General features: G+C 66.6%; 22 protein-coding genes and 1 tRNA gene. 11 read left to right on the top strand and 12 right to left on the bottom strand.

What is annotated here, in order from left to right; genetic code table 11:
- Positions 1-49 precede the first annotated feature (49 nt).
- The 5 genes from HVO_RS18460 to HVO_RS18480 are packed head-to-tail and all read right to left on the bottom strand — an operon-like array spanning position 50 to position 8,271.
- On the bottom strand, positions 50-598 hold the full coding sequence (locus tag HVO_RS18460; RefSeq protein WP_004044663.1) for a DUF7344 domain-containing protein: 549 nt from the start codon (positions 596-598) through the stop codon (positions 50-52).
- 8 nt (positions 599-606) lie between these two features.
- On the bottom strand, positions 607-2,616 hold the full coding sequence (locus HVO_RS18465) for a SpoVR family protein (RefSeq protein ID WP_004044664.1): 2,010 nt from the start codon (positions 2,614-2,616) through the stop codon (positions 607-609).
- Positions 2,613-3,932, bottom strand: a complete 1,320-nt coding sequence (locus tag HVO_RS18470; protein ID WP_004044665.1) for a YeaH/YhbH family protein — start codon at positions 3,930-3,932, stop codon at positions 2,613-2,615. The genes HVO_RS18465 and HVO_RS18470 overlap by 4 nt, the downstream gene beginning before the upstream one ends.
- Complete coding sequence (locus HVO_RS18475; RefSeq protein WP_013035476.1) at positions 3,923-6,196, bottom strand: PrkA family serine protein kinase; 2,274 nt, start codon at positions 6,194-6,196, stop codon at positions 3,923-3,925. The genes HVO_RS18470 and HVO_RS18475 overlap by 10 nt, the downstream gene beginning before the upstream one ends.
- A gap of 2 nt (positions 6,197-6,198) precedes the next feature.
- A complete protein-coding gene (locus HVO_RS18480) occupies positions 6,199-8,271 on the bottom strand; it encodes a PrkA family serine protein kinase (protein WP_004044667.1) in 2,073 nt (690 codons plus the stop codon).
- Between the two features lie 533 nt (positions 8,272-8,804).
- Here HVO_RS18480 and HVO_RS18485 point away from each other — a divergent pair.
- Positions 8,805-9,185 (top strand): DUF5820 family protein, encoded by a 381-nt coding sequence (locus HVO_RS18485; protein WP_004044668.1) that lies wholly within the window; start codon positions 8,805-8,807, stop codon positions 9,183-9,185.
- A gap of 24 nt (positions 9,186-9,209) precedes the next feature.
- On the top strand, positions 9,210-9,659 hold the full coding sequence (locus HVO_RS18490) for a UPF0179 family protein (protein WP_004044669.1): 450 nt from the start codon (positions 9,210-9,212) through the stop codon (positions 9,657-9,659).
- Positions 9,660-9,746: 87 nt separating this feature from the next.
- On the opposite strand, the gene HVO_RS18495 is transcribed toward HVO_RS18490, so the two are convergent.
- Complete coding sequence (locus HVO_RS18495; RefSeq protein WP_004044670.1) at positions 9,747-10,613, bottom strand: M14 family metallopeptidase; 867 nt, start codon at positions 10,611-10,613, stop codon at positions 9,747-9,749.
- A gap of 119 nt (positions 10,614-10,732) precedes the next feature.
- Positions 10,733-11,218 carry a DUF309 domain-containing protein gene (locus tag HVO_RS18500; protein ID WP_004044671.1) on the bottom strand — a complete coding sequence of 162 codons (486 nt, stop codon included), beginning with the start codon at positions 11,216-11,218 and terminating at the stop codon, positions 10,733-10,735.
- A gap of 131 nt (positions 11,219-11,349) precedes the next feature.
- Between HVO_RS18500 and HVO_RS18505 the strand changes: the two genes are divergently transcribed.
- A tRNA-Leu gene (locus tag HVO_RS18505) sits at positions 11,350-11,433 on the top strand.
- An 844-nt stretch (positions 11,434-12,277) separates the two neighbouring features.
- On the opposite strand, the gene HVO_RS18510 is transcribed toward HVO_RS18505, so the two are convergent.
- Entirely contained in the window at positions 12,278-12,547 is a 270-nt protein-coding gene (locus HVO_RS18510) for a hypothetical protein (protein WP_004044672.1), read from the bottom strand.
- A 91-nt stretch (positions 12,548-12,638) separates the two neighbouring features.
- Here HVO_RS18510 and HVO_RS18515 point away from each other — a divergent pair, with 91 nt between their 5' ends.
- From HVO_RS18515 to HVO_RS18525, 3 genes are all read left to right on the top strand, one after another.
- Entirely contained in the window at positions 12,639-13,436 is a 798-nt protein-coding gene (locus tag HVO_RS18515) for an inositol monophosphatase family protein (RefSeq protein ID WP_004044673.1), read from the top strand.
- A gap of 115 nt (positions 13,437-13,551) precedes the next feature.
- Entirely contained in the window at positions 13,552-14,022 is a 471-nt protein-coding gene (locus tag HVO_RS18520) for an Lrp/AsnC family transcriptional regulator (RefSeq protein WP_004044674.1), read from the top strand.
- Between the two features lie 134 nt (positions 14,023-14,156).
- Positions 14,157-15,275 (top strand): DUF63 family protein, encoded by a 1,119-nt coding sequence (locus HVO_RS18525; RefSeq protein WP_004044675.1) that lies wholly within the window; start codon positions 14,157-14,159, stop codon positions 15,273-15,275.
- 258 nt (positions 15,276-15,533) lie between these two features.
- Here HVO_RS18525 and HVO_RS18530 read toward each other — a convergent pair whose 3' ends face one another.
- Positions 15,534-17,222 carry a YcaO-like family protein gene (locus HVO_RS18530; RefSeq protein ID WP_004044676.1) on the bottom strand — a complete coding sequence of 563 codons (1,689 nt, stop codon included), beginning with the start codon at positions 17,220-17,222 and terminating at the stop codon, positions 15,534-15,536.
- Positions 17,223-17,272: 50 nt separating this feature from the next.
- On the bottom strand, positions 17,273-18,100 hold the full coding sequence (tbsP, locus tag HVO_RS18535) for a transcriptional regulator TbsP (protein ID WP_004044677.1): 828 nt from the start codon (positions 18,098-18,100) through the stop codon (positions 17,273-17,275).
- Positions 18,101-18,466: 366 nt separating this feature from the next.
- Between tbsP and glyA the strand changes: the two genes are divergently transcribed.
- The 4 genes from glyA to folD all read left to right on the top strand — a co-directional run bounded on the left by glyA (position 18,467) and on the right by folD (position 21,673).
- A complete protein-coding gene (glyA, locus tag HVO_RS18540; protein ID WP_004044678.1) occupies positions 18,467-19,714 on the top strand; it encodes a serine hydroxymethyltransferase in 1,248 nt (415 codons plus the stop codon).
- A gap of 97 nt (positions 19,715-19,811) precedes the next feature.
- On the top strand, positions 19,812-20,111 hold the full coding sequence (locus HVO_RS18545) for a DUF211 domain-containing protein (RefSeq protein ID WP_004044679.1): 300 nt from the start codon (positions 19,812-19,814) through the stop codon (positions 20,109-20,111).
- Positions 20,111-20,680 carry a VIT1/CCC1 transporter family protein gene (locus HVO_RS18550; RefSeq protein WP_004044680.1) on the top strand — a complete coding sequence of 190 codons (570 nt, stop codon included), beginning with the start codon at positions 20,111-20,113 and terminating at the stop codon, positions 20,678-20,680. Before HVO_RS18545 ends, HVO_RS18550 begins: the two co-directional genes overlap by 1 nt.
- A gap of 99 nt (positions 20,681-20,779) precedes the next feature.
- Positions 20,780-21,673: a bifunctional methylenetetrahydrofolate dehydrogenase/methenyltetrahydrofolate cyclohydrolase FolD gene (gene folD, locus HVO_RS18555; protein ID WP_004044681.1), complete on the top strand. Its 894-nt coding sequence runs from the start codon at positions 20,780-20,782 to the stop codon at positions 21,671-21,673.
- Between the two features lie 81 nt (positions 21,674-21,754).
- Here folD and HVO_RS18560 read toward each other — a convergent pair whose 3' ends face one another.
- Positions 21,755-21,988 carry a DUF7385 family protein gene (locus tag HVO_RS18560; protein ID WP_004044682.1) on the bottom strand — a complete coding sequence of 78 codons (234 nt, stop codon included), beginning with the start codon at positions 21,986-21,988 and terminating at the stop codon, positions 21,755-21,757.
- Positions 21,989-22,041: 53 nt separating this feature from the next.
- On the bottom strand, positions 22,042-22,752 hold the full coding sequence (locus HVO_RS18565; RefSeq protein ID WP_004044683.1) for a DUF7117 family protein: 711 nt from the start codon (positions 22,750-22,752) through the stop codon (positions 22,042-22,044).
- A 144-nt stretch (positions 22,753-22,896) separates the two neighbouring features.
- On the opposite strand from HVO_RS18565, the gene HVO_RS21115 reads away from it, so the two are divergent.
- Positions 22,897-23,043, top strand: a complete 147-nt coding sequence (locus HVO_RS21115; protein WP_004044684.1) for a hypothetical protein — start codon at positions 22,897-22,899, stop codon at positions 23,041-23,043.
- Positions 23,044-23,636: the final 593 nt, after the last annotated feature.

Here is a 23,636-nt window from a genome sequence, read left to right on the forward strand (position 1 = left end):
ATGGAATCGGGGCGGGTGGAATAGGACGGACCGCGACCGTGTCTCCGAGCTACGTTCGGCTTCGCGTCCGCAATCCGAGCTCTGCGCCGGCGACGACGGCGACGGCGGTGAGCGCGAGCCCGGCGACGAGCCGCGGGTCCACGCGGTCGATGACGGGGACGCCCATCCAGCCGGCGAAGAGGAGCGCGAGCCCGGCGAGACAGGTCGCGAGCGACAGGAGCGCGAAGGGAGCTTGCGTCGGCTCCGCGTCGTCCAAGAAGTAGTCGAGTTCGGCCGCGCTCGACCCGAGCGAGACAGTCTTCGCCCGCGAGTCGTACGCGACGATGCGGAGCGAATCGAGCTTGGGCAGATGGGTCTGATGCAGCGAGATGTAGACGCTCTGGCGAACGTTCTTCGGGGGCGGCGACTCGCCGGACTCTATCTCGGCGATGTGCTCCGCGAGGTCACCGACCGACTCCGGCCCGTCACCGTCGCGCAACCGTTCGAGCGCGAGCCGTCGCCGCTCGTTTCTGAGCACGTCGTGGATGTCGGCCTCGTCGAGCGAGTCGTCCGCCTGTTCTTCGTCTCCGGGCGGAGTCGACGAGTCAGCGTCGTCCATCGCTCCGCTCAGAGCCAGTCATCGGGCTTCGTGTCGTAGTCGACCTCGCCGGCGGCGATGCGGGCTTCCAGTTCGGGGTCGAGGTCGTGTTCCTCGAACGACTCGCCGTCGTACCGAATCCGGATGGCTCGCTCTTCGGGCGTCGGCTCGCGCCCCCGTCGCCGGGCGACTTCGACCTCGTGTTCGTCGAACTCCTTCGTGATGGTCATCAGATTCACCGGCCGGCCCCAGAGGTGGTAGACGCGCTCCAAGACGCCCTTGGCCTGCTTCATGTCGAGGATGACGCCGTTGTACTGGTGGCCCAAGAGGAGTTCCCCGCGGTTGTCGAAGTTCCCGTCGTACACCGCGATGGTCGGCTTCCCGAAGTTGGTGAACTGGAACAGGAGCTTCTTTTTCACGTCCCGGTACTCCGACGAGGAGACGCGGAACTGCCGGGACGACTGGGAGTACTCGTAGGCGAAGTAGTGGTTCGCGCGGACGAACTCCTCGGAGAGGAACGCGTCGAGGAACGTCACGTCGTTGTGGCTCTCGCGAATCTCGCGCATCCGGTCCCAGCCGGCGGTCTTGTCCACGTCGGCGAGGGCGTCTTCGACGCTGTCGTACACCTCGTCGTCGAACATATACCGCGAGAGCTGTTCGAGTTCGGAGCGCCGAATCCGGCTGAGGAACCCCCGGTTCTGCGACTTGACGAGCGAGTAGTGTCGCTCCGCGAGCCCCTCGTAGGTGAGGAGCTTCCACGGGTAGGCATCGAGGTCGAGCGAGTCGTCGCCCGACAGCGCCCTGTCGAGCGTCTCGTGGTCGACTCTCGGGTCGTCGGGGCCGAGTTCGGACAGTTCGTCGAGCGAGTCGGCGCTGACGCCGTCGATAGCTGGGTCCGCCCGGAGGTGTTCCTGCACCTCGTCGAAGTCGACCGTCTCGTGGAAGTTGCGCCACGTGACGCCCGTCACGCGCAGGAGTTTGTCTGCGACCTCCGCGCGGTTCGTCGAGTTCTCGATGTACTCCCACAGCTCCTTGCCGAGCTTGTAGGGGTTGAGCCCGGGCGACCCGAGGACGCGCGACTGGTGGTCGGCGTAGGTGATGAACTCGTCCGTGCCCGCGAAGCGCTCGTCGCCCATCATGAGCGACTCCCAGTAGGCCGCCCAGCCCTCGTTCATCACCTTCGTCATCTTCTGGGCGGCGAAGTAGTACGCCTCCTCGCGGAGCATGTCGAGGACGTCCTTCTGCCACGGCTCCATCTCTTCGGCCTTGCCCGTCTCCTCGTCGTACCGCATCCCGTGTTCGCGGACGTACGCGAGCACGTCCTTCCGGGGGTCGGTGAGCTTCGCGGCCTCGCGTTCGGCCTCCTCGACCTGTTCGAGCCACGCGTCGTCGAACACCTCGCGGCGCACGTCGTCGGAGATGTCGAGGCTGTCCAACTGGGCGCGGATGTCCTCGGGGATGCGGCCGTCCTCGTCGGCGGCGGCCTCGCGGATGGTCCGGTGCTGGTCGATGGTGTCTTCCAGACAGAGCACGGCGTCGATGAACTTCTCCACGTCGTCCCGGCTGATGTCGGGGTTCTGGACGTACCGCTCGATGGTCTGGGCGTGGCGTTCGAGCATCGCCGCGGCGGCGAACTGCCCCTCGTCGGAGAACAGCCCGAACCACTGGTTGTTCTTGAAGAAGTCCGAGTGCGCCTCGACGTGGGTGATGACGGCCTTCTGGTCGGCCAACGAGTTCGACTCCTGGAGGAAGGCGTTCGCGGGGTCGTCGTTGTTGACGATTTCGAACGCCTTGCCCATGCCGAACTGGTCGGTCTTCCGCTGGCGGTCGTAGGTCATCCCCCACCGCCAGTGCGGATACCGCTCTTGGAAGCCGCCGTAGGCGATGAGCTGGTTCATCTCGTCGTAGTTGACCACCCAGTAGTTCACCGGGTAGGGGTCGAGTCCGAGCTTCTTGGCGAGCGCGCCGGCCTCCCGGACGGGCTCGTCGAGTCTGGCGGCCTCGCGCTGTGCGTCTCTGCGGTGTCGTCTGAAACTCATTCTGCTGTCGCCTCCGTGCTGAGGATGGTGTAGATGGCGTCGATGACGTCGTCGGGCTCCGAGACGTACGCGACCACGACGTTACCCTGCTCTCCGAGGCTCCGTTCGACCTCTTCTGCGTGGGTGGCGTTGATTGCGGTCCCGCCGGGCTGGGTCTCCACGTAGGCGTGGAGGTTCGCGTCTATCTCCTGCATGAGCGGGACGACCCGCTCTTTCGTGTCGTTCGAGGAGTTCTCGGAGTCGCCCGCGGCGAAGACGTAGCGGTTCCACTCGCGCCACGGGTAGCGCTCGTCTAAGACCTCCTTGGCCAGCTCGTAGGCCGACGAGATTCGCGTCCCGCCGCCCGAGCGGATGCCGAAGAACTCGTCGCGTTCGACCTCCCACGCCTCGGCGTCGTGGGCGATGTAGACGAACTCGGCGTGGTCGTACTTGCCCGTGAGATACCAGTCCAGCGGCGTGAACGTGCGCTCGACGAGTTCGCGCTTCGTCTCCCGCATCGACCCCGACACGTCGCGGATGTTGACGACCACGACGTTCGACTGCTTCTTCTCGATGACTTCGGGGTGGCGGTAGCGCTCGTCCTCGCGGCGGAACGGAATCTCGCGGAGCCCCTCCCGGCGGATGCGCTGGATGGCCGTCGTCCGCTCGACGTTCTCCTCCATCTCCGCGAAGGAGGCCCACGCCCCGCGTTCGTCGTCCGGGATGCGGCTCCACTCGTCTTCTATCCACGCCATCGAGACGAGGATGTTGTTCTCGCGGCACCATTCGAACACCTCGCGGGCGGTGGTGCCCTCGACCTTCATCGCCTCGCGGACGAACTCCTCGTCGAAGTCCATCGCCAGCTTGCGCTTCAGGCCCTCCTTGAACAGGCGCTCGAAGTCGAGGGTGCTGTGGGGGCCGCTCCGGGTGATGTCGGTGAAGTCGCCTTCGACCTCCTCTACGACCTCCTTGCCCTTCGGTTCGAGTTCGAGGCCGAGTTCCTCGTCTAACGCCTCCGCGAACTGCTCGGGGTCCATCTCGTAGTACTCGTGTTCGGCCCCCTCCTCGCCGGGGTCGCCGTCTTCGCCCTCGCCGTCGCCGGGCTCGGGCTGGCCGAGCGGCTGGCCCACGTCGGGCGTGCCGCCTTTCCCCTGTCCGACGCCGCCCATGTCGAGGCGGTCGTACTTGAACTCCGGCAGGTCAACGACCTTGATGGGTATCTTGATGTCTTTCGACCCGGACGCGCCGAGGTCGCCGTAGGAGATGAACTCCTTGAGGTCTTCGCGGCGCTCTTCGCCCACTTCGCGGAATCGTTCGAGGTCGTCTCTCAGTCCCATGTGTGGCTCACCTCCTTCATCACGGCGCGGCTGGTCAGTTCGGCCGACGCGGCGGTGTAGCCGCGGTCGACCAGTTCGTCGATGGTGCGGGCTTTCACCCGCGCCGTCTCGGTGTTCGCCGGCGGGTCGTCCCACTGGCGGGGGTCGAGGTCGGCAAACAGCCGGCGCACGTCCTCCCAGTCGTGGGTTTCGAGCACCGTCCGGATGACCGGAATCTCGGTGAGGTCCACGTCGGAGACGGTAAAGCCCTCGTCGCGGTTCTCCCACGCGTAGCGGTTGAGCGCGGTGATGACCTTCTCGTTGCGGAACTCCTCGACCGACTCGGAGGGCTCGTTGCCCTCGTAGTCGTCCGGCGAGAAGCGCCCGAGGTGCTCGGTCTCGAACAGTTTCATCAGAAGCGGGTCGGGGTCGACCGGCCCGCGTTCGGTCTCTATCTGTCCGTCGGACGCCCACGCGTAGACGTGTTCGACGTACTCCTCGACCGTCTCGCGCTCGACCCCTTTGTCCGCGAGGAGCGCGTCGAGCACGTCGGCCTCCTGCTGGTCGAAGATGTACGATTTGACGGCCGCGATGCGGCCCTCGTACTCCGAGGACTCCGCCCGCGAGAACACGGGCGCGTCCGAGAGTTCTGCGACCATCTCGTCGAGCACGTCGGTCGGCATCACCACCGACGACACGTCGAGGTCGGGGTGTCTGCGGTCGATGCGGTCGTGGAGCAAGTCAGCGATGACATCGCGGGTGAACGTCACGGGAATCCCGTGGGTTCCCTCGGCGTCGCCGACGAACTCGAACGCGGACACCTCGCGGCGCTGGTCACCGACTTGCAGGTAGCCGCGGTCGAACAACAGCGCCTTGTCCACGAGGTCGAATTCGAGGTCCGGGTCGCGCGGCACGTCGTCGTCGTCGAGGCGGGTTACGACGCTGTATAGCGCGGCGGCCTCGACGGTGTGGGGCGCGAGTTCGCGGGTGCGGACCTCGCCCGGTCCCTCGCGGACGTCCAGTGCGACGGCCTCGGCGACGCGGTCGGCCATCGCCTCGGGGTCGTCGGTCCAGACGCTCGTCTCGTTGGTCAGTTCGCGGCGGATGAGTTCGGCCTCCAGCGAGAGGTTCGTCAGGTAGCGGAACTCGTGTTTGTTGAGCCGGCGCTTGAGCGCCTTCAGCGGGTCGCGGCCGTTCCTGTCGGCGTACTTGTCGAGTTCGGCGTCGAGGTCCGGGTTCGAGATGATGACGAGCTGGGTGTCGATGTCCATCCCGATACCCTTGTCCAGTTTGACGTGCCCCTCGTCGGGGACGTTCAGGAGCTTCTGGAGCAGGTCGGCGTGCTGGGTGGCGTCCTCGACGATGGTGAGGAGGCCGTTGCCCTGCGACAGCACGCCGTCGTAGCTGAACGCCTGCGGGTTCTTCCGGCCGCGGGAGTTCAGCTCGCGGAGCATGCTCGGCATCCACGACCCGACCAGTCGCTCCTTGGGCGACCCGTCGTCCTCCGAGTGGAGGACGCCGACGCCGCGGCCGACGTCGACGACGTAGTTCTTCACCCGGAGGTGTTTCGGGTCGGTGACGGCGCTGAAGAGGTCGGTTTTCCCCGCCCGGCGGAACTCCTCTTCGAGGTAGGTGTACGCCTCCAGACAGAACGGGTCGAGGTCCTCGTCCACGTCGACGGGGATGTGGTCGCCGTTCCTGCTGTTGAGGTCGGCGAGCAGCCGCTTGCGAACCTCCGCGGGGAACACCGAAAGCGGGTGCGACTGGACCGGACTTTCGTACCAGTCCTCGTCGGCGGCGTCGACCTCGCCGCCGTAGGACAGCCCGCGGGTGTCGTCGGCGTTGGCGACGTTCCACTCGACGGTGTAGCGTCGCCCCGCGTCGGTCTTCGAGTACTCCCGAAGCCCGTTGATGAGACAGCGTTTCAACTCGGATTTCCCCGTGGCCGTCGGGCCGTCGAACCAGACGATTTTCTCGGCTTTGCCGCGGTCGGCGGCGATGGTCCGCAGGTCGTCCACGAAAGCGTTGAGCACCTCCGTGTTGCCGAGGACCGCGTGCTCGCCGTCGTTGGCGGGGTCGTCGAAAAAGCGGTAGCGCTGTTTTTCCGCGCCCTGTTCGACCACCTGTCTGGTCCCCATCGACTCGATGGCTTCCAGGAGGTACTTCGACGCGTGGGAGGCGATAGACGGGGACTCGAACGCGGCGTCGACGTACTCGCCGAGGCTCATCGGCTCCTCGTAGGTGCCGCGGAGCGCCTCGTCCGCCTCGCGGATGTAGTCTCGCATGGTCACCCTTCGAGTTCGGTCTTCGCCACCTCCGCACCGGCGAACTCGAGCACCTCCCGTGCGCCGTCGCGCGAGTAACCCTGGTCGACGAGCGCGTCGATCCACGCGTTGCGCTCGTCGTCGTCCAGCTCGTTCGCGCTCACGAGCGCCGAGAAGTTGATATTGTGCTTCTTGTCCTCCCAGAGCTTGCGTTCGAGGGCGCGGCGGAGGCGGTCGTTGTCCTGCGGATTGAACGACGTGCCCTCGCGGGCGCGCCGGGAGACCCAGTTGGAGACCTCCTGTCGGAAGTCGTCCTTGCGGTCCTCGGGGATGTTGAGCTTCTCTTCGACCGCGCGGAGGAACTTCTCGTCGGGGTCCTGGTCGCGACCCGTCAGTTCGTCTTCGACCGTCGCGTCGTCGATGTACGCCATGACGTGGTCCATGTACTTCTCGCCCTGCCGGCGAATCTCGTCGATGTCGTAGGCGAGCGCGTGGCGCACGTCCTCGATGGCGCGCTCTTTGTACTCCTCGCGGACCATTTCGAGGTAGCGGTGGTAGCGTTCGAGGTTCTCCTCGGGAATCGACCCGTGGTTCTCGAGGTTCTCTTCGAGGTGGGTGAAGGATGACAGCGGCGAGAGGTAGCCCCGGCCGCGGTGGGTCGCGTCCATGATGGCTTCGGCGATTTCGTCGCCGATGAACCGGGCGGAGACGCCGTCCATGCCCTCTGCGATGTCGGCTTTCTTCTCGCCTTCCTCGCGGAGTTTGCGCACGTCCACGTCGTCGCCGTCGTCCAGCTCGCCGTTGTAGGCCTTCGCCTTCTGGACGAGCGAGATGGTGTCGGAGTCGGGTTCGACGATGCGCGTCAGGACGCCGAACAGCCCGGACATCTCCAGCGTGTGCGGCTCGACGTGGATGTCGGGCACGTCAGCGTTCCGGAGCATCTTCCGGTAGATTTCGGCCTCCTGTTCGTACTCGAGGACGTACGGGAAGTCGATGCGCTTGGTCCGGTCGTTGAACGCCTCCATCTTCTCGTCGCCCTTCTTCTCTCGGTACTCCGGCATGTTCGTCCGCCCGACGATGACCTGGTCGATGTCGATTCGGGGGTTGTTCTTCGGCTTGATGGTCTGTTCCTGCGAGGCGTGCAGGAAGTCGTAGAGGAACTCGCGCTGGAGCTTCAGCAGTTCCTCGCCGGAGAAGATGCCGCGATTCGCGTTACAGAACGCGCCGGCGTAGTCGAACGCCCGCGGGTCGGACTCGCCGTACACCGCGAGTTTCGAGTAGTTGACGTCGCCGGTGAGTTCGGTCTCGTCTTGGTTCTTCTTGTCCTTCGGCTCGAACGTCTCGATGCACTGCCGTTTGTTCTCGGAGGCGACGAGTCGGATAACCTCGATGTGGTTCGCCACGACCTCCTCTAGGTCGTCGTCGTAGTGGGCGAGCAGCCGGTCCATGTAGAACTCCGAGGCGGGGTCCAGCGCCTGGTCGTTCCGGATGGTGTACGGCGCGTCGAGGTTCTCGTTCAACTGCTCGATGACCACGTCGCGCTGTTCCTGCGGGAGCAACACGAGCGGGTCCTGGTTCATCGGTGACTGGACCACGTCGTCGGAGGGGTCCTGGTCGCGGATGACGTCGCCGAGGTTCGTCCACCGGAAGGTGTACATCCGCCCCTCGTCGGACATCGTGTAATCCTCGAAGTAGCGCCGGGAAATCCAGTCGAAGTGGGACTTCCCGGAGCCGACGGGACCCAAGAGGAGTTTGATGCGTTTTTCGGGGCCGAGGCCGCGGGCCCCCGATTTCACCTTGTTGACGAACTCGTGAATCGACTCGTGGACTTCGCGGCCGTAGAAGACGTTTTCACCGTCGTGAAGGGGGTCTTCGGAGGCCATGAGGTACTCCACGACGCCCGCGTCCTCGTCGTAACGGGTGCCGTAGAAGTCGAACATGTCCGCCACGCGCTGGTGGGCGTTGCGAGCGATCTTTGGGTGAGCGTAGACCTCTTCCAAGTACCACTCGAAGCTCTTCGCCTCGCGGAGGTCCGCGGGCACGGAGTCTTTGTAGTGCTTGCTCAGGTCTGCGAGTGTTTCAATTTCGCCGGTCATTGTTCGTGGAGCCTCGTCGGACCAGCCGTCCGGTTAGACGACCGAGGGCGACGCGCCCGCATTCGCGGGTCGCAGACGACACACCGCGAACCACGGACCCGCGGCGCAGACCGCGGGCAGTAGGTCGAAGTGCGTCGCCGCCGCTGCGCGCTTACGACGGGTCGGCGACTGGCGACAGAATCGGCAATTTGCGGACGATGCGCGACGGCTCGCTCGGCCCGGGGACCGAGACTACCAGTCAATGAGGGACGTTAACATATAACGCTTTCTCTGAAAGTAGTCAACATATTGTCTCGAACGCCAACCAATCCAGATACGTACCACGTCTCGTGACCCTCCAACCTGCCGAAGTGTATCGATTTAATCGGCGGTTCAGTCGACTGTCGGTGTCGTTAATCGGGTCGGCTGGGATTCATGTCGTCTCCGATGGGTCGCGTTCGAGGCCCGAACCACGCGCTTCGAGCCGGGTCGAGACGACCGGCCTTCGGCGCGGAAGCGGGAAGGCTTAGGACGCGCGGCGGACTAGCACACCCATGACCAACCTGCCCGACGGGTGGACCCTCTGGAACGACGAACACGAGGGTCGGCGCATCCTCGCGTTCCGCCCCGACGTGTTCAACGAGAGCGCCTTCCCCGCCGAGTGCATGCCGACCGTATTCGTGTGGAACGGGTCGCGGGCGAACCGCCCGGGCGCGACGCAGATACGCACCAAGACGTGGCACGCGGTGCTCTATCTCGAACCGGAAATCGAGGTCGTCGTCGAGGAGTTCGACTCCCGCGAGGCGGCCGTCGACGGCGCGACCGACATCGCCGGGCGCTTTGCCGACGGCGAGATAGATTACCGGAGCGCCTACCAGGTCCCCCGCGAGGACTACTTCGAGAAGCTCGACGAACTGACCGGGCGGGAGCCTTAACCGCCTCGCAGGAGAATCCCCGCTATGACCTCCGTCACTCTCGTCGGTGCCCGCCTGACCGACCCCGGCACCGAGTTTGTCTACCACGGTGAATCGAGCGCCTGCGAGGGCTGTCCGTATCGCCGCCAGTGTCTCAACCTCATCGAGGGCGTCCGCTACCGCGTCCTCGACGTGCGCGAGAACACGCAGGTCCTCGACTGCGCCGTCCACGACGAGGGCGTCCGCGCCGTCGAGGTCGAACCGGCCCCGGTCACGGCGAACGTCCCCTCGAAGGGCGCGTACGCCGGGAGCAAGGCCAGCCTGCAAGGTCCCTGCCCGCACACCGAGTGCCCGAGCCACGAGTACTGCGTCCCCGAGGGGGCGGAGTTCGACCAGGAGTACCGCATCCACGACGTGCTGGGCGACCCCCCGCACGACCACTGCCACCTCGACCGGAACCTGACGCTCGTCGAGTTCGAACCCGCCGACGAGTAGGCGTTCGTTGCGGTTCGCGCCACCGACGCGGTCGCTGATTCGTGGGGAGGACGACGAACAGACGGGGGAAACGAGAGAACCGACCGACTACGGGAGCGTGCCAACTTTCTCGCCGGCGTAGCCGAAGATGTCCGCGTAGCCGTACGCCGAAAGGAGAATGGGGTAGAAGTCGCGGTCGGCGACGAACTGCTCGGCGTCGGCGCGGGCGAACGTCTCGCCGGCGACGACGGGTTCGAAGTTGGTCGCGTGGACCTCGTACTGGTCGGCCGGCGGCTTGGGAAGCCGTTCGAGCAGGCGGAACACGTCGAGGCTGTTCTCCTCGGGGATGCCGAGTTTCAGGCGGTCGTCTTCGGTCTGCGACGCGGCATCGTCGGGTGCGCCGCCCTCGCGTCCCCCGTCGCTCGCAACCGCGGGCGCGGGGAGGACGTTGGTCGCGGTGAGGAACGCCCGGATGAGCCAGTAGGCGTTGTCGGCGGCCTCGTCGGACTTCTGGAGGCCGGCTTCGACCTCGATGGTGTGGGCGTGTTCGATGAGGCGACCCTCCGCGAAGTGGTTCGTCTCGACGGCCACGTCGACCGGGAGGCGTGGAAGAATCGACCGGGAGATGGCGTCGACGGCGTCCACGATGGCGAACGGTTCGGCGTACGACTGGGTGGAGTGAATCGAGAAGGCCGTGGTGCCGCGGACCTCGCGGCCGAGGTCGTGGGCGAGGCGTCGTTCGTGGCTCTCGGCGTTGGGGTCGCCGGGGAACGCCCGGTTGAGGTCATCGTCGAGGTAGCGCTCGTCGGCCGCCAGCGCCTCTTCGTTAGCGACGATGAGCTTCACCGGCCGTTCGACGTCGGGGTCCTCCGCGACGAATCGCTCGATGGCGCGAGCACCACAGGGCTCGTCGCCGTGGATGGACCCGACGACGGAGACTTCCGGCGTGCCGTCACCGAGTTCGTAGATTCGCATTGCCGGTTCCTAGAACTGGACGCTAATGGACCTTTAGATTCTCCCGGTTCGCGCCGCTTTCGCGGACGTGTCAGCCGAGACGGTCGCCTCGGAACTTCGGTACCTCCGGTCTGACGCGATTAGTGGTCGAGCCCCTCGACGTAGTCGTAGTCGGCGGGGTAGGCGGTCGCGCGGTGTCCGTCGAGGGCTATCTGCCAGCCGTGGAGCGCCGTCGGGTCGTCCAGCGCCGCCCGGAGGGTCGCGCGCACGTCGTCCACGTCGACGCCGTAGAAGTCGCTCGGGACGCCGCTGAGATACTCCAGCGCCGTCTCGAACAGCGACCGCATCCCGACGTCGTTCTCGAAGTCGAAGTGTTTGTACGCGCCGGCGGCGACCTGCACCATCCCGTGGAGGAAGGCGCTTTCGGCTGTCCCCGCGCCGTAGTTGTACCACTCGTCTTCGAAGCAGTCGTGGCTCTCGTGGAAGTCGCCGGCGTTGAACAGGCGGACGCCGTGTTCGACCGCCCGCCGGAGCGTCGCGTGCTCCCACATCCGCAGGTCGTCGTCCCACCCCGTCGGGTTGCCGAGCGGCGGGGCGACGCTCGGGTCGCGGGTGTGTTCGTCCATGTGAGTCAGGGCGACCGGAAGGCCGGTAACTCCATCGGTGGCGACACCACGGACTCGTCGTCGAGCAGTTCGGCGGCCTCGTCTGACGTTTCGCAACGTTTTAGCGGTCCCCCTGTCGTACTTGAGTACGCGCGAGGGTAGCTAAGTCAGGAAAAAGCGGCGGACTCAAGATCCGCTCCCGTAGGGGTCCGTGGGTTCAAATCCCTCCCCTCGCACTTCTGTCGAAACGCGACGCGATGAGCGGTGGGTGCGTCCTGCGGGATTCGAATCCGGGCGTGTAAGCGGCCGCCGTGAAGTCGCGGCCCACCTTCCACGGGCGAGCACACGGACGCCGAGGTGGGTCGCCGTTCCATATAAACCCGGTCGGGCGACCGCCGACACCGTCTTTTCTACTCCGGTGAGTTGTTCGGCCACGCCGCCGCGGAAGGGACGCCACGCGTCTCTAGAGACATCCCGAACAATTCATCATGAACAGACCACGTTTCCGGTGAAAATGGCCGGGAGAGAGCCGACCGATGACGACATTCGACGGCGGCTTCAACTGACCTATCGGACGGTCTGACTATCGTCGTTCCCCGACTATTCAGAAAATATCAGAAACGTTCATTATGTTATCGGACCTACAGTAGTGTTGCCGGAAGCGCAAGGGCGCACCGGACGACCAAACCGAATCCGTCGGGCGACGTGAAAGGCGTCGACGATGGTACGCATCGCAAGGTGCGGAGGAATGGAATCGACGCGAACACCGAGTCTTTCGTAACAGGAAGACGAGGTCAAAGTACCGAAGAGGAACCGAAACAGCCCCGTAACCGCTCTGCGAGCGAGCGGCGGGAAGACCAAGTACCGGACCACGAGGAATCGGAGTTCGGGAAGTCGGCGCAAGCCGAATACGGTCGTGAAGGCTGTGGAAAACGTCTTCCGTCCGGGTTCTAATTGCGGATTCTGGCTTTTCCGTTGTTCGCCCTCTGAGCGGGCGAGCCGTCCCGCGCGGCGGCGCAGTTTACGACACGACGACGCGACGCGTCGGGTCGCCGTTACGGGAGCGACGTTCCGCCCGGATTACGGCTGCACCAACTGACTCATCAGCCGGAGATACTCCGAGGCGACGAGCGGTTCGTCGGCCGCGGTCCGCTCGACGGCCGCCACGCCGTGTTTCAGTTTCTCCTTGAGCGGGCTCGGCGGCACCTTGTGGCCGAGCACCCGAGACGCTTCCTCGACGTGTTCCAGCGCGGTTTCGGCGTCACCGGCTCTGACCGCCGCTCTGGCGTCGTCGAACGAGTCCGCGAGCGACTCGCGGACCCGCGCCGGGAGGTCGATAGCGTCTGACACGCCACGAGCTAAACCGCCCATCGACATAAGCCACCGGGCCGCGTCGCCTCCGAGTCGGTGGATATAGGCACCTGCCGGTTCTGTCACGCCCATGAACGAACTCGACGCCCGGGCGGACCGGGCACAACGCGCGGCCCGCGACGGCGGCGCAGTCGCGCGGCGCGCCTTCAGAACCGGCATCGCCGTCGAGACGAAAGGCGGGAAGACGGACGTGGTCACGCAGGCCGACAAGGACGCCCAGCGCCGCGTCGTCGAGCGAATCCGCGGCGCGTTCCCCGACGAACCCATCGTCGGCGAGGAAGAAGACGAACGCAAATCGGTTCCCGAGTCGGGGCCGGCGTGGGTCGTTGACCCCATCGACGGCACGAACAACTTCGTCCGCAACGTCCCGGTCTGGGCGACCGCGGTCGCCGCCGTCCGCGACGGCGACCCGATCGCGGCGGCCAACTACCTGCCCGCGCTGGACGACTGCTACGCGGCCGACGACGAGACGGCCTCCCGAAACGGCGAGGAAATCTCGGTGAGTCAGCGCGACGACCCCGAGACGTGTACGGTCTGTCCGACGTTCTGGTGGGACTACGACGCCCGCGACGAGTACGCCGCCGCGGCCCGCGCCATCGTCACTCGCTTTGGCGACCTGCGGCGCTACGGGAGCATGCAGGTCGTACTCTCGTACGTCGCCGACGGTTCGCTCGACGGAGTCATCACGAACAAGCGGGCGAACCCGTGGGACTCGGTCGCCGGCGCGCACCTCGTCCGGATGGCCGGAGGCACGGTCACCGACCTCGACGGCAACGCGTGGCGACACGATTCGGAGGGCCTCGTCGCCTCGAACGGCCACGTCCACGACGCGGTGCTGGAGGCGGCCCGCGAAATCGACGGGCGGTAGCACCGGCGCGAAGCGGGCGGCCGATTCCGGCGAGCCGAGGCCGCCGAACGCCGCCGCCGACGCGGGCGGATTCCCATCCGCAAGTGCGAAGTTACCCCCCATCAGAAAGGATAGCATGGACCTCGACGCGACGGACCGGGCGATTCTCCGGATTCTGATGGAGGACGCGCGGACCCCGTTCAGCGAAATCGCCCGCAGAATCGATATGTCGAGCGCGACGGTTCACGACCGGGTCGGCCGGATGGAAGACGCCGGCGTCATCGAGGGCTACCACGCCCACGTCGACCCGCGGCAGGTCGGGCTGGGAACCTCCGCGCTGGTCGGCTTCCGGGTGAAACAGGGCCGCGAGAAGGAGGCGCTCCAGCAGCTCCGCGACATCGACGGCGTCCAAGAGATTAACCTCACCACCGGCGAGTGGGACGTGATGCTCCGGGTGTACGCCGAGGACACCGACGCCCTGCGCGAGCTCATGTTCGACCACATCGCCGAACTCGACGGCTTCTCGCGGTCCCAGACGATGGTCATCCTCGGGACCGAGTACGACGACCCGGTGTTGCCGATTCGCGAGCCGGACGACGAGGACTGAACCCCACCGCGGGGGCGACTCGCAGCGACGGGAACTGACTCACCCCGCCGAGGCGTGCGCCGGGAGTGCGAGAGACCGGAACCCTCAACAGGCCCGCCGTCGGGGTATCGGCTATGGCAACGGTAGCAGAGCGAATGGGTCTCGACTCCGAGCGCCTCTGGGGGCTCGGCGTCGCGGCCATCCTCGTCGCCCTCGTCGGCGGGTCGCTCGCGTTCCCTCGCGTCGTCTACGACGGCTTCGTCTGGCACTACTTCTGGGGACCCGTCCAAGCCGACGCGAACTCGGCCGTCTGCGCGGTTCGCGCGGGCGGCGTCACCCAGTACCTCGACACGGCGTCGGCGTGCACCGCCGCGGCCGAACCCGTCGCGTACCCCGGCTACACGCTCGTCTCCGAGGTCGGCTACATGGTCACGCTCGTCATCGCCCTCTCGGGCGTCGTGTTCCTCCTCCGCCGCCTCGACATCGGTGAGCGCCCGCGGTTCTTCTACGCCCTCTTCCCGTTCATGCTGTTCGGCGGCGCGTTCCGCGTGGTCGAGGACGCCAACGACGCCCCCGGCGTCGCCGACGCCCTCATCACCTACCCGCTGAACACGCTCGTCATCAGCCCGGTCATCTACGTGACCGTCTTCGCAATCACGCTCGTCGCCGTCGTCGGGAGCGTCCTCGCCGAGCGGCGGGGCCTCGTCGACGACTACGTGAAACCCCTGTTCGGGGCCGGTCTCGCTGTGCTCGCGGTCACGCTCGGCTACCTCCTGTGGGCCGGTCTCACCGGCGCGCAGGGCGCGACGTTCTACCCGCAGGTGCTCGTCGTCATCCTCGTCGGCGCGACGCTCACCGCCGCGGCGACGTGGTGGCTCGTCGAGCGCTTCGCCCCCGAAGTCAACGAGGGGACGGGATACATCGGTCTCGTCGTCATCTGGGGCCACGCCATCGACGGCGTGGCGAACGTCATCGGCCTCGATTGGATGACCGACCTCGGCGCGGGGCACAACCTCGTCCCGAAGCACCCGGTGAATCAGGCGGTCGTCGACTTCACCTCCTCCACGCTCCCCGAGTCGGTGCTGGCCGTCACGGGCGACGCGTGGCCGTTCCTGCTCGTCAAACTCGTGGCCGCGACGGCCGTCGTCTGGGTGTTCGACGAGCAGATATTCGAGGATAGCCCGCGCTACGCAATCTTGCTTCTCATCGCCGTCCTCGCGGTCGGGCTCGGGCCGGGGAGCCGCGACATGCTCCGCGCGACGTTCGGCGTCTAATCGACCCGCCGTCTCCTCTGTTCCGGCCGCTCGTTCCCACGTTCCGGCCGCTCGTTTCCGCGCTCCGACCCCTCGTACCCCTCCCGACGAAGCTTCAAGTACCGAGCCGCGGCCAGCACCGCTATTCTGTGACGCAGGCCGCGCGGCGGCTCGCGGGTGTCCGGCACACCGCCGCGCGGACTCGATTCGGCCCGCCTGCCGCGCGGCCGTCCGTGCCGGCTGTCAGCTACGATGCCCACGAACCCCGAGACCCGCCAACTACGGGAACGGGTGGAACTCGCGGTCCAGTCGCGGCTCGAAGCCGAGGTCTCGCGGCACCGACTCGGCGCGGTCAGCGAAGTACGGCTCACCGATAAACAGCGGTTGCGCCGCCGGCACGACCACGCGAACCGCCTCGAAGCCGAGGCGCGCCACGTCGCGCGGGGTGGTCCGCGCCGCGTAGGCGTCGAGACCGGCGTCTGTGACCGCCGAGACGACCGCGTCGAGTTCGGCCGCGCCTTCGGGGGTTTCGTCGGGACCGACCGAGTCCGCGGGGATGGTCGCGTCCGGCGAGACGAACGTCCGTGCCGGCTTCGGGAAGTCGGCGTAGGTCGCAATCGCGCCGCCCTGCGTCGCTGCCTGCTCTGGCCCCATGCCGCGCAGTTCGGTCCAGTTCTGAAGCGCCTCGGCCAGCGCCGACCGAGCGGCGCGGTTCGCGTCGAGGTCCGCGCCGGAGCCCATGGCGAACTTCGGCCACTCGCCGTCGCGGTGGACCGCCACCGCCACGACCGGCACGTCCACGTCCTGCGTCACGAGGAGCGCAGTCACCTCGAGGGACTCAGAGCGGGCGCGGGCCGCCAGCGTCTCGAACGTCTCGTCCGTCACGTCCAGCCCGAGCGGGTCGAACGTCGAGTACCACGCGAGCATCGTCGCGTCGCGCTCGACGACCTCGTAGAGCCCCGAGAGAATCGCCTCGGTCCCGGAGTTACCGAGGCCGAGACCGGTCGTAATCGACGGCTTGTGTCGCTCCGACGGCGGCGGATAGTGGACGAACTCCGCCGGGAGCGAGACGGTCGCCCCGGTCGCGAGGTCCTCGCCTTCGACCCACTGAATCGGTTCGTCGGGGTCGGGGTCGCGGAAGGAGTCGGGTCTGACGAAGCGACTCGGCGGCACCGCGGCCGGCCGGGACGCCGCGGGCGCGACGGCGAACTCGCTGGTTCGGTAGACGCCCGCCGAATAGCGTTCGAGCGCCTCGCCGAGCGCCTTCATGTAGGCCTCGTCCCAGCCGGCGGCCGCGCCGCCGGCGAGTTCGGCCGCCCGAGCGTCGGCGTACACCGTCGTGTCCGCCGTCTGCGCGACGTAGTACGGAAGCGGGAACGACTCGCGCTCCCCGACCTGCCTGACGATGCCGACGCGGTCGTCAACGGCCGATTCGGCCCGCGCGAGCGCGTCGTCTAGCTCGACGGCGCGGAAGTCGCGGTCGAGAGTTCTGTCCCGCTCCGTCGGCGACGGAGTCGGGAGAAACGACCGCTCGGGGCCGGAGACTTCGACGACGGTCCCGGCCACGTCGTCGCCCGAGAGGAGCGCGATGCCGCGCCGCCCGGCCACCGCGCCGGCGAGTCGAACGGCCGCACGGTCGCCGCCGGGGCGACCCTCAGACTCCGTGGTAGACGCGACCCGCGCCCGGAGGGCCGCGAAGTCGGCGCTTTCGGGGTCGAACGCCGAGACGGCCGCGTCGAGGTCGGGGACGGCGTGTCCGCCGACGCCGCCGATTTCGACCGCGAGCCAGCGCGAAGCGGCTTCGTCGGCCGTGTCGAAGGCGTCGCTTCCGGCCGCGGCGACGACGAATCCGAGGTCGAACGAACCGAGCGAGTCGGGGGTCGACTCCACGACCGTCGCATCGATGTCGGCGCACGCCGCGCGAATCGACTCGGCGGCGGGGCCGCTCCCGACGAGTCCGATGTCCATGCGCGCGACGAGGAGAGACGGAGGGAAAAAGCGAGGGGGTCGCGGTCGGGCTACGCGTCGAGCAGTTTCTGGGCCTCGTCGGCCAGTTCGTCCGCGCCGGCGGCGACGAGTTCGTCCGCGCCGAGCTTCAGGCGGAGTCGCGGGCGGCCGACGTCGATAGGAACTTTCTCGGTGTCGATGAGGCCGAGCTCTTCGAGCTTCGTCTTCGTCCGGGAGAACGTCGCCTTGCTGGCGATGCCCACGTCCTCGCCCCACTTCGAGATATCGTAGAGGAGGACCTCGTTGCGGGCGGCGACGAGCAGCGAGATGGTCACCTCGTCGAGGCCGTCGCCGTCGCCGCGGGCCGACGACAGCGAGCCGAGCACGGCGTCGAAATCGGCGAGCGTCTCTTCGCTGATGTCCTCGCCGAGCGTCTCGCGAACGCGCGCGAGCGGCGGCGTCCGGAGCTTGAACTCGGGGGCGTCCTCCCAGTGGGCCTGATGAGCTTCGAACGCCGTCTCGACGAACGCCTCGTCGTCGGTGACGAGGCCGGCGACCTTGTCCCCGGCGGCGACGAGCGCGACGACCGAGTTCGGCGTGACGAACAGCGTGTTCTCGACTTCGTCGGCGGCGGTTCGCATCGAGAGCGCGCCGTCGGCGACGAGGTTCGCGGCGTTCGAGGCGACGATGAAGTCGTCGAGCACGTCCTTCAGGACGCCCTCGTCGGCGACGAGCCGAATTTCCGGGAGGTCGCCGTCGATGTCTGTCGCCACGGCGACGAGCCCCTCGATGACCTCGGCGGTCGGGTTCGCGACCAACACCTCGTCTTCCGACGAGGAGAGGACGGACTGGATGATGTCTTCTACCCCCTCAGCGAGTAGATTAGAACGAATAGTCATAGCTTGAATATCGCCGGTAATATATTTAATATTAACGCAAGACGACTGGCAGAACGTATTCGAAATCGAGTTGTACTAACGCTGTATCGAGCGAATTGAGCTGCTAATTTCAGAAATTTTACGTCTATCGTGGAGTGGGAAAATCGGTTCCGAACCGAGGGACTCGGTCGGAGCGTCGTCGTCACCCGCGGGGTCTGACCCGAGTCGTCTGTTCGGCCCGGAGACACGACGACAGAGGCGGGTCTCGCGCGTTCGTGTATCTGTTCGCGGTAGCACGCCACAGAATATACATGGGTGTGCAACACAACACCGGCAGGCGTAGCCAAATGGGACACATTTATGCCGTGATTGGACCGGATACTACGTATGGACTACAGCCACGTCCGCGACGTCGACCCCGCCGTGGCAGACGCCCTCGACGGCGAGGTCGAACGCCAGCGCGACACGCTCGCGATGATCGCCTCGGAGAACCACGTCAGCGAAGCGGTCCTCGAAGCGCAGGGGAGCGCGCTGACGAACAAGTACGCCGAGGGCTACCCCGGCAAGCGCTACTACGCTGGCTGTGAGTACGCCGACGACGTGGAGACCCTCGCCGTCGAGCGCGCGAAGGAACTCTGGGGCGCGGAGCACGTCAACGTGCAGCCCCACTCCGGCACGCAGGCCAACATGGGCGTCTACCTCGCCATGCTCGACCCCGGCGACAAGATTCTCTCCTTGGACCTGACTCACGGCGGCCACCTGAGCCACGGTCACCCCGCGAACTTCACGGGCAAGCTCTACGACGTCGAACAGTACGAAGTCGACGCCGAAACCGGCCACATCGACTACGACCAGCTCGCGGAGAAGGCCGCGGCGTTCGAGCCGGACATCATCGTCTCCGGCTACTCCGCGTACCCGCGGGCCGTCGAGTGGGAGACGATTCAGGAGGTCGCAGACGACGTTGACGCGCTCCACCTCGCCGACATCGCCCACATCACGGGCCTCGTCGCGGCCGGCGTCCACCCCTCGCCGGTCGGCGTCGCGGACTTCGTCACCGGCTCGACCCACAAGACCATCCGCGCCGGTCGCGGCGGCATCATCATGTGCGACGAGAAGTACGCCTCCGACATCGACAGCGCCGTCTTCCCCGGCGCGCAGGGCGGCCCCCTCATGCACAACATCGCCGGCAAGGCCGTCGGCTTCAAAGAGGCGCTTCAGCCCGAGTTCGAGGAGTACGCCCAGCAGGTCGTCGACAACGCGAAGGCTCTCGCCGAGACGTTCGAAGACCACGGTCTCAGCGTCGTCTCCGGTGGCACCGACACGCACCTCGTGCTCGTCGACCTCCGCGACTCGCACCCCGACCTCACCGGCGGCACCGCCGAGGAGGCGCTCGAATCGACGGGCATCGTCCTCAACGCGAACACCGTCCCCGGCGAGACGCGCTCGGCGTTCAACCCCAGCGGTATCCGCGCCGGCACGCCCGGGCTCACCACCCGCGGCTTCGGTGAAGACGAGATTCGCGAAGTCGGCGAACTCATCGTGAAGGTCGTCGACGCCCCCGAAGACGACGACGTGCTCGCGGAGGTCTCCGAGCGCGTGCAGGAACTCTGCGACGCCAACCCGCTGTACGAGTAAGCGACGCTCGCAGGCGGCCACTGCGGCCCGACGTTCGGCTTTTCAAACCCCTCTCCCGAGTAACACTATTAGCCGCGCCGCCGTATCACCGTCCGATATGGCTCCGATTCGTCGGCTCGTTCTCGACGTGTTGAAACCGCACAGCCCCTCGACGGTGGAGGTCGCCCGCGAGGTCGCGGACGCGGCCGGCGTGGCCGGCGTGAACGCGACGCTCCTCGAAACCGACCGCGAGGTACAGAACCTCAGGCTCGTCGTGGAGGGCGAGGCCATCGACGCCGACGAGGTCGAACGCCGCGTCCGCGACCTCGGCGGGACGGTCCACTCGGTGGACGAAGTCGTCGCCGGCGAGACGCTGGTGGAGTACCGAAACCAGCCGCAGGACCCGTCACCGTCGTGATGTTCGGTCGACTCGGCGCGCTCCTGCGCGACGACCGCGTCCGCGCCATCTCCCGGCGGTACTTCGTCTCGAACGGCTTCGACGGCGCGCTGACCTGCATCGGTCTCGTCATCGGCGCGTACCTCACCGGCGTCACGGACGGGGTGACGGTCGTCGAAATCGGCGTCGGCGCGGCGGTGGGGCTGACGACCTCCGGCGTCTGGAGCGTCTGGGAGATAGAGCGCGCTGAAAAGCGGGCCGAACTCGGGCGCATCGAAGACGCCATGCTGGCCGACCTCGGCGGGACCGCGGTCGAACGCGACCAGGTCGCGGCGCGGGGAATCAACGCGGCCGCAAGCGGACTCGGCCCGCTCGTCGGCATCGTCGTCCCGCTCCTCCCGTTTCTCGCGGTCGGCACGCTGCTGACGATGACGTGGGCGACGCTCGCCTCGGTCGGCCTCGGAACGGCCATCCTCTTTGCGTTCGGCGCGTACATGGGGTCGATATCGGAACAGCGGTGGTACGTCGCCGGCCTGCGGATGGCGCTGGCGGGCGTCGCGGTGGCCGCCGTGAATCTGCTGTTCGGGTGACCGCAGATGGCCACAGACGTGTATATTTTGCTTCTCTCGTCTCCAAGAATACGCACGAATTCGAATCTTTGAAATGCCCGGAGCGCGCTGTCTGAGACAATGACGACCATCATCGACGGCAACGCCGTCGCCGAGGAGATTCGCGACGGGCTGGCCGACGCCATCGACGCGCTCGACGAGGCCGGCGTGAAGCCGGGGCTCGCCACCGTGCTGATGAGCGACGACCCCGCCAGCGAGACGTACGTCTCGATGAAACAGCGCGACTGCGAGGAGGTCGGCATCGAGGCGTTCGACTACGAACTCGACCCCGAGACGCCCGCCGACGAGCTGTACTCGCTCGTCGACGACCTCAACGACGACGACGAGGTCCACGGCATCCTCGTCCAGATGCCCGTCCCCGACCACGTCGACGACCGGACGGTCCTCCGCCGCATCGACCCCGCCAAGGACGTCGACGGCTTCCATCCCGAGAACGTGGGCCGCCTCGTCGCCGGCGACGCCCGCTTCAAGCCCTGTACGCCCCACGGCGTCCAGAAGCTCCTCGCCGCCGCCGACGTGGAGACCGAGGGCGCGGACGTGGTCGTCGTCGGTCGCTCGGACATCGTCGGCAAGCCGATGGCGAACCTGCTCATCCAGAAGGCCGAGGGCGGCAACGCCACGGTCACGGTCTGCCACTCCCGCACTGACGACCTCGCCGCAAAGACCCGCGAGGCCGATATCGTCGTCGCGGCCGCAGGCGTCCCCGAACTCGTCACCGGCGACATGCTCTCCGAGGGCGTCGTCGTCATCGACGTGGGCGTCAACCGTGTCGACGCGGACAACGAGAAGGGCTACGAGCTCGTCGGCGACGTGGAGTTCGACTCCGCGAAGGAGAAGGCCAGCGCCATCACACCGGTCCCCGGCGGCGTCGGCCCGATGACCCGCGCGATGCTCCTCTGGAACACCGTGAAGGCCGCCGCCGAGGCCGAGGGCGTCGACGTCGACCTCCCCTGAGTTCGGAGCGGAACGCGAGCCCGCGTCCACAGGCCGATTCGGCTCCCGGTCGGGCGCTGACGCCCGCCCAACCGATTTTTCTCACTCGTGCGTCGCCACGAGCAGTCGGTCGCCGTCCCGCCGGACGCAGAATCGGGTGTCGGCGTCCACGTCGAAGCTGTGCGCGGTTCGGTCGGAGATGAGCAGTTGCGAGAAGTCGTCGCCGCAGGCCGGACAGGCCACGCCGTCGCGGTTCTCGACGAGCATCGTGTCGCCGTCGTCGCGGAGTAGTTTCACCCGGTGGCGAACCTCGTGGATGTCGAATCCGGCAGTCATCGTCTGCGAAGGGTCGCCGCGGGGCAAAAACGTTAACGCGGTGGTCGGCGGCCTCAGAACAGCGCCGCGAGCGTGTCGCGGGCCGACGCGAGCGCGTCGAGGTCGTTGTCGATGAGCGCGGTGTGAATCTCGCGGGCGGCCTCGACGAGCGCCTCGGACTCCGACAGCGAGACGGCCCCGTCGAGCGCCTCGACGCGTTTGCGGTGGTTCGAGAGGGTTTCGAGCGTCGTCCTGACCTCGGGGTTCGGGTTGTCGTCGAGCCACGTCGAGAGGTCGCGACAGTAGGCGTCGATGGCCTCGGCGTAGGCGAGACCGCGGGCGTCGGTCATCGAGTCGGGCACGGGGTCCGGCGCGAGGCGTTCGCCCTCGTCGGCGCGTTGGAGCAGGCTGATGACGTAAAGCTGTTCGTCGTCCGTGGGTCGGTTCGACCGGGCGACCACGTCGACCGCGTGGAGGAGTTCGTGGGCCGCGAGCGGGGTGTCTCCGAGGGGGAGCAGTTCGCCCCCGCGGATGTAGCCCGTCTGCCGGACGTAGTCGCGGAGGTCGGATTTCAACGCCGGCGCGGCGTCTCGAATCGACCCGTCGCCGACGGCGGAGCGGTGCGCCGAGAGATCGAGGTCGGTCTGCGTGGCGGTGTGGCGCTCCCTGCCGCCAACGCCGACGCTCCGGAGGCTCCCGCACTGCGGGCACGATACGCTTCCCGTCTCGTAGTACGACCATCGGTGGTCGCACTCCTTGCACTCGCGCTCGCCGCGTATCTCCATGCGACCGGGTTGGCTCCGACGGCGCAAAAGCACGGCGACCCGACGCGGAGAGCATCAAGAGTGAGGCGAGTCGACGCGGCCGCGAGCGGTCGCCAGTCGAGACGACCGCCGGGCTACATACGTCCGGCGGCCCACCGTCGGCGTATGCGAAGCGAATCCGAAGTTCGAGAGCAGTACGAGTTCCTGAAGCATGAACTTGACTCCGAGGAGATGCGACACGAAGGTGTCAGAAAGCTCATGACGCACTACAAGCGGGCGCTCGGCTGGGTGTTGGAAGAAGAGCATATGTGACTAACCAAACATAACTCTTCGAACATAACTCTTCGAACATAACTCTTCGAACAGAACGAAATCGACGAACGCCGGAATTCGGCGCGTACGTACCACTCAGATGGACAGTTAGCACCATTGTCAACCCTTGGCACGCGTCGTTATCTTTAAGTGAAACCGAACAGTAGCCGTAAGTGACGCTTCGCTTTGGAGGGCCGAAGCGTCAGCGGGGACCAATTCAGGGCGGCATGCCGTGCCGGAGATTTCCGGCACGGCTTGCTTTCCTTCTGCGCGAAACTACGACCTGAGATCGGCAGGTCCGTCTCACTCGCCGTCCGAAAACGAGCTCCTGATTCCGAGTCGGCCGACTGTCTCCCCGGAACTGTCGAGGAGTTTCCTCGACCGGCGGGATTTTCGTTCCGAACAGCCGTGCTATGTTCACTGATAACAATTAACAATATCGTCGCGCGAACCACGAGAGTCGTCCAGTTGTGGACATATCCAGTCCTCGAAACGGACACTCCGGAATATTAGTAAGATTAATAACATAATCGCGTCCAGAAGATTTCGGAGACTGGCGCGGTTTCGAGGGTGAATCGTCGGTCGAGGCCGAT

This window comes from Haloferax volcanii DS2, from assembly GCF_000025685.1.
GTDB lineage: Archaea > Halobacteriota > Halobacteria > Halobacteriales > Haloferacaceae > Haloferax > Haloferax volcanii.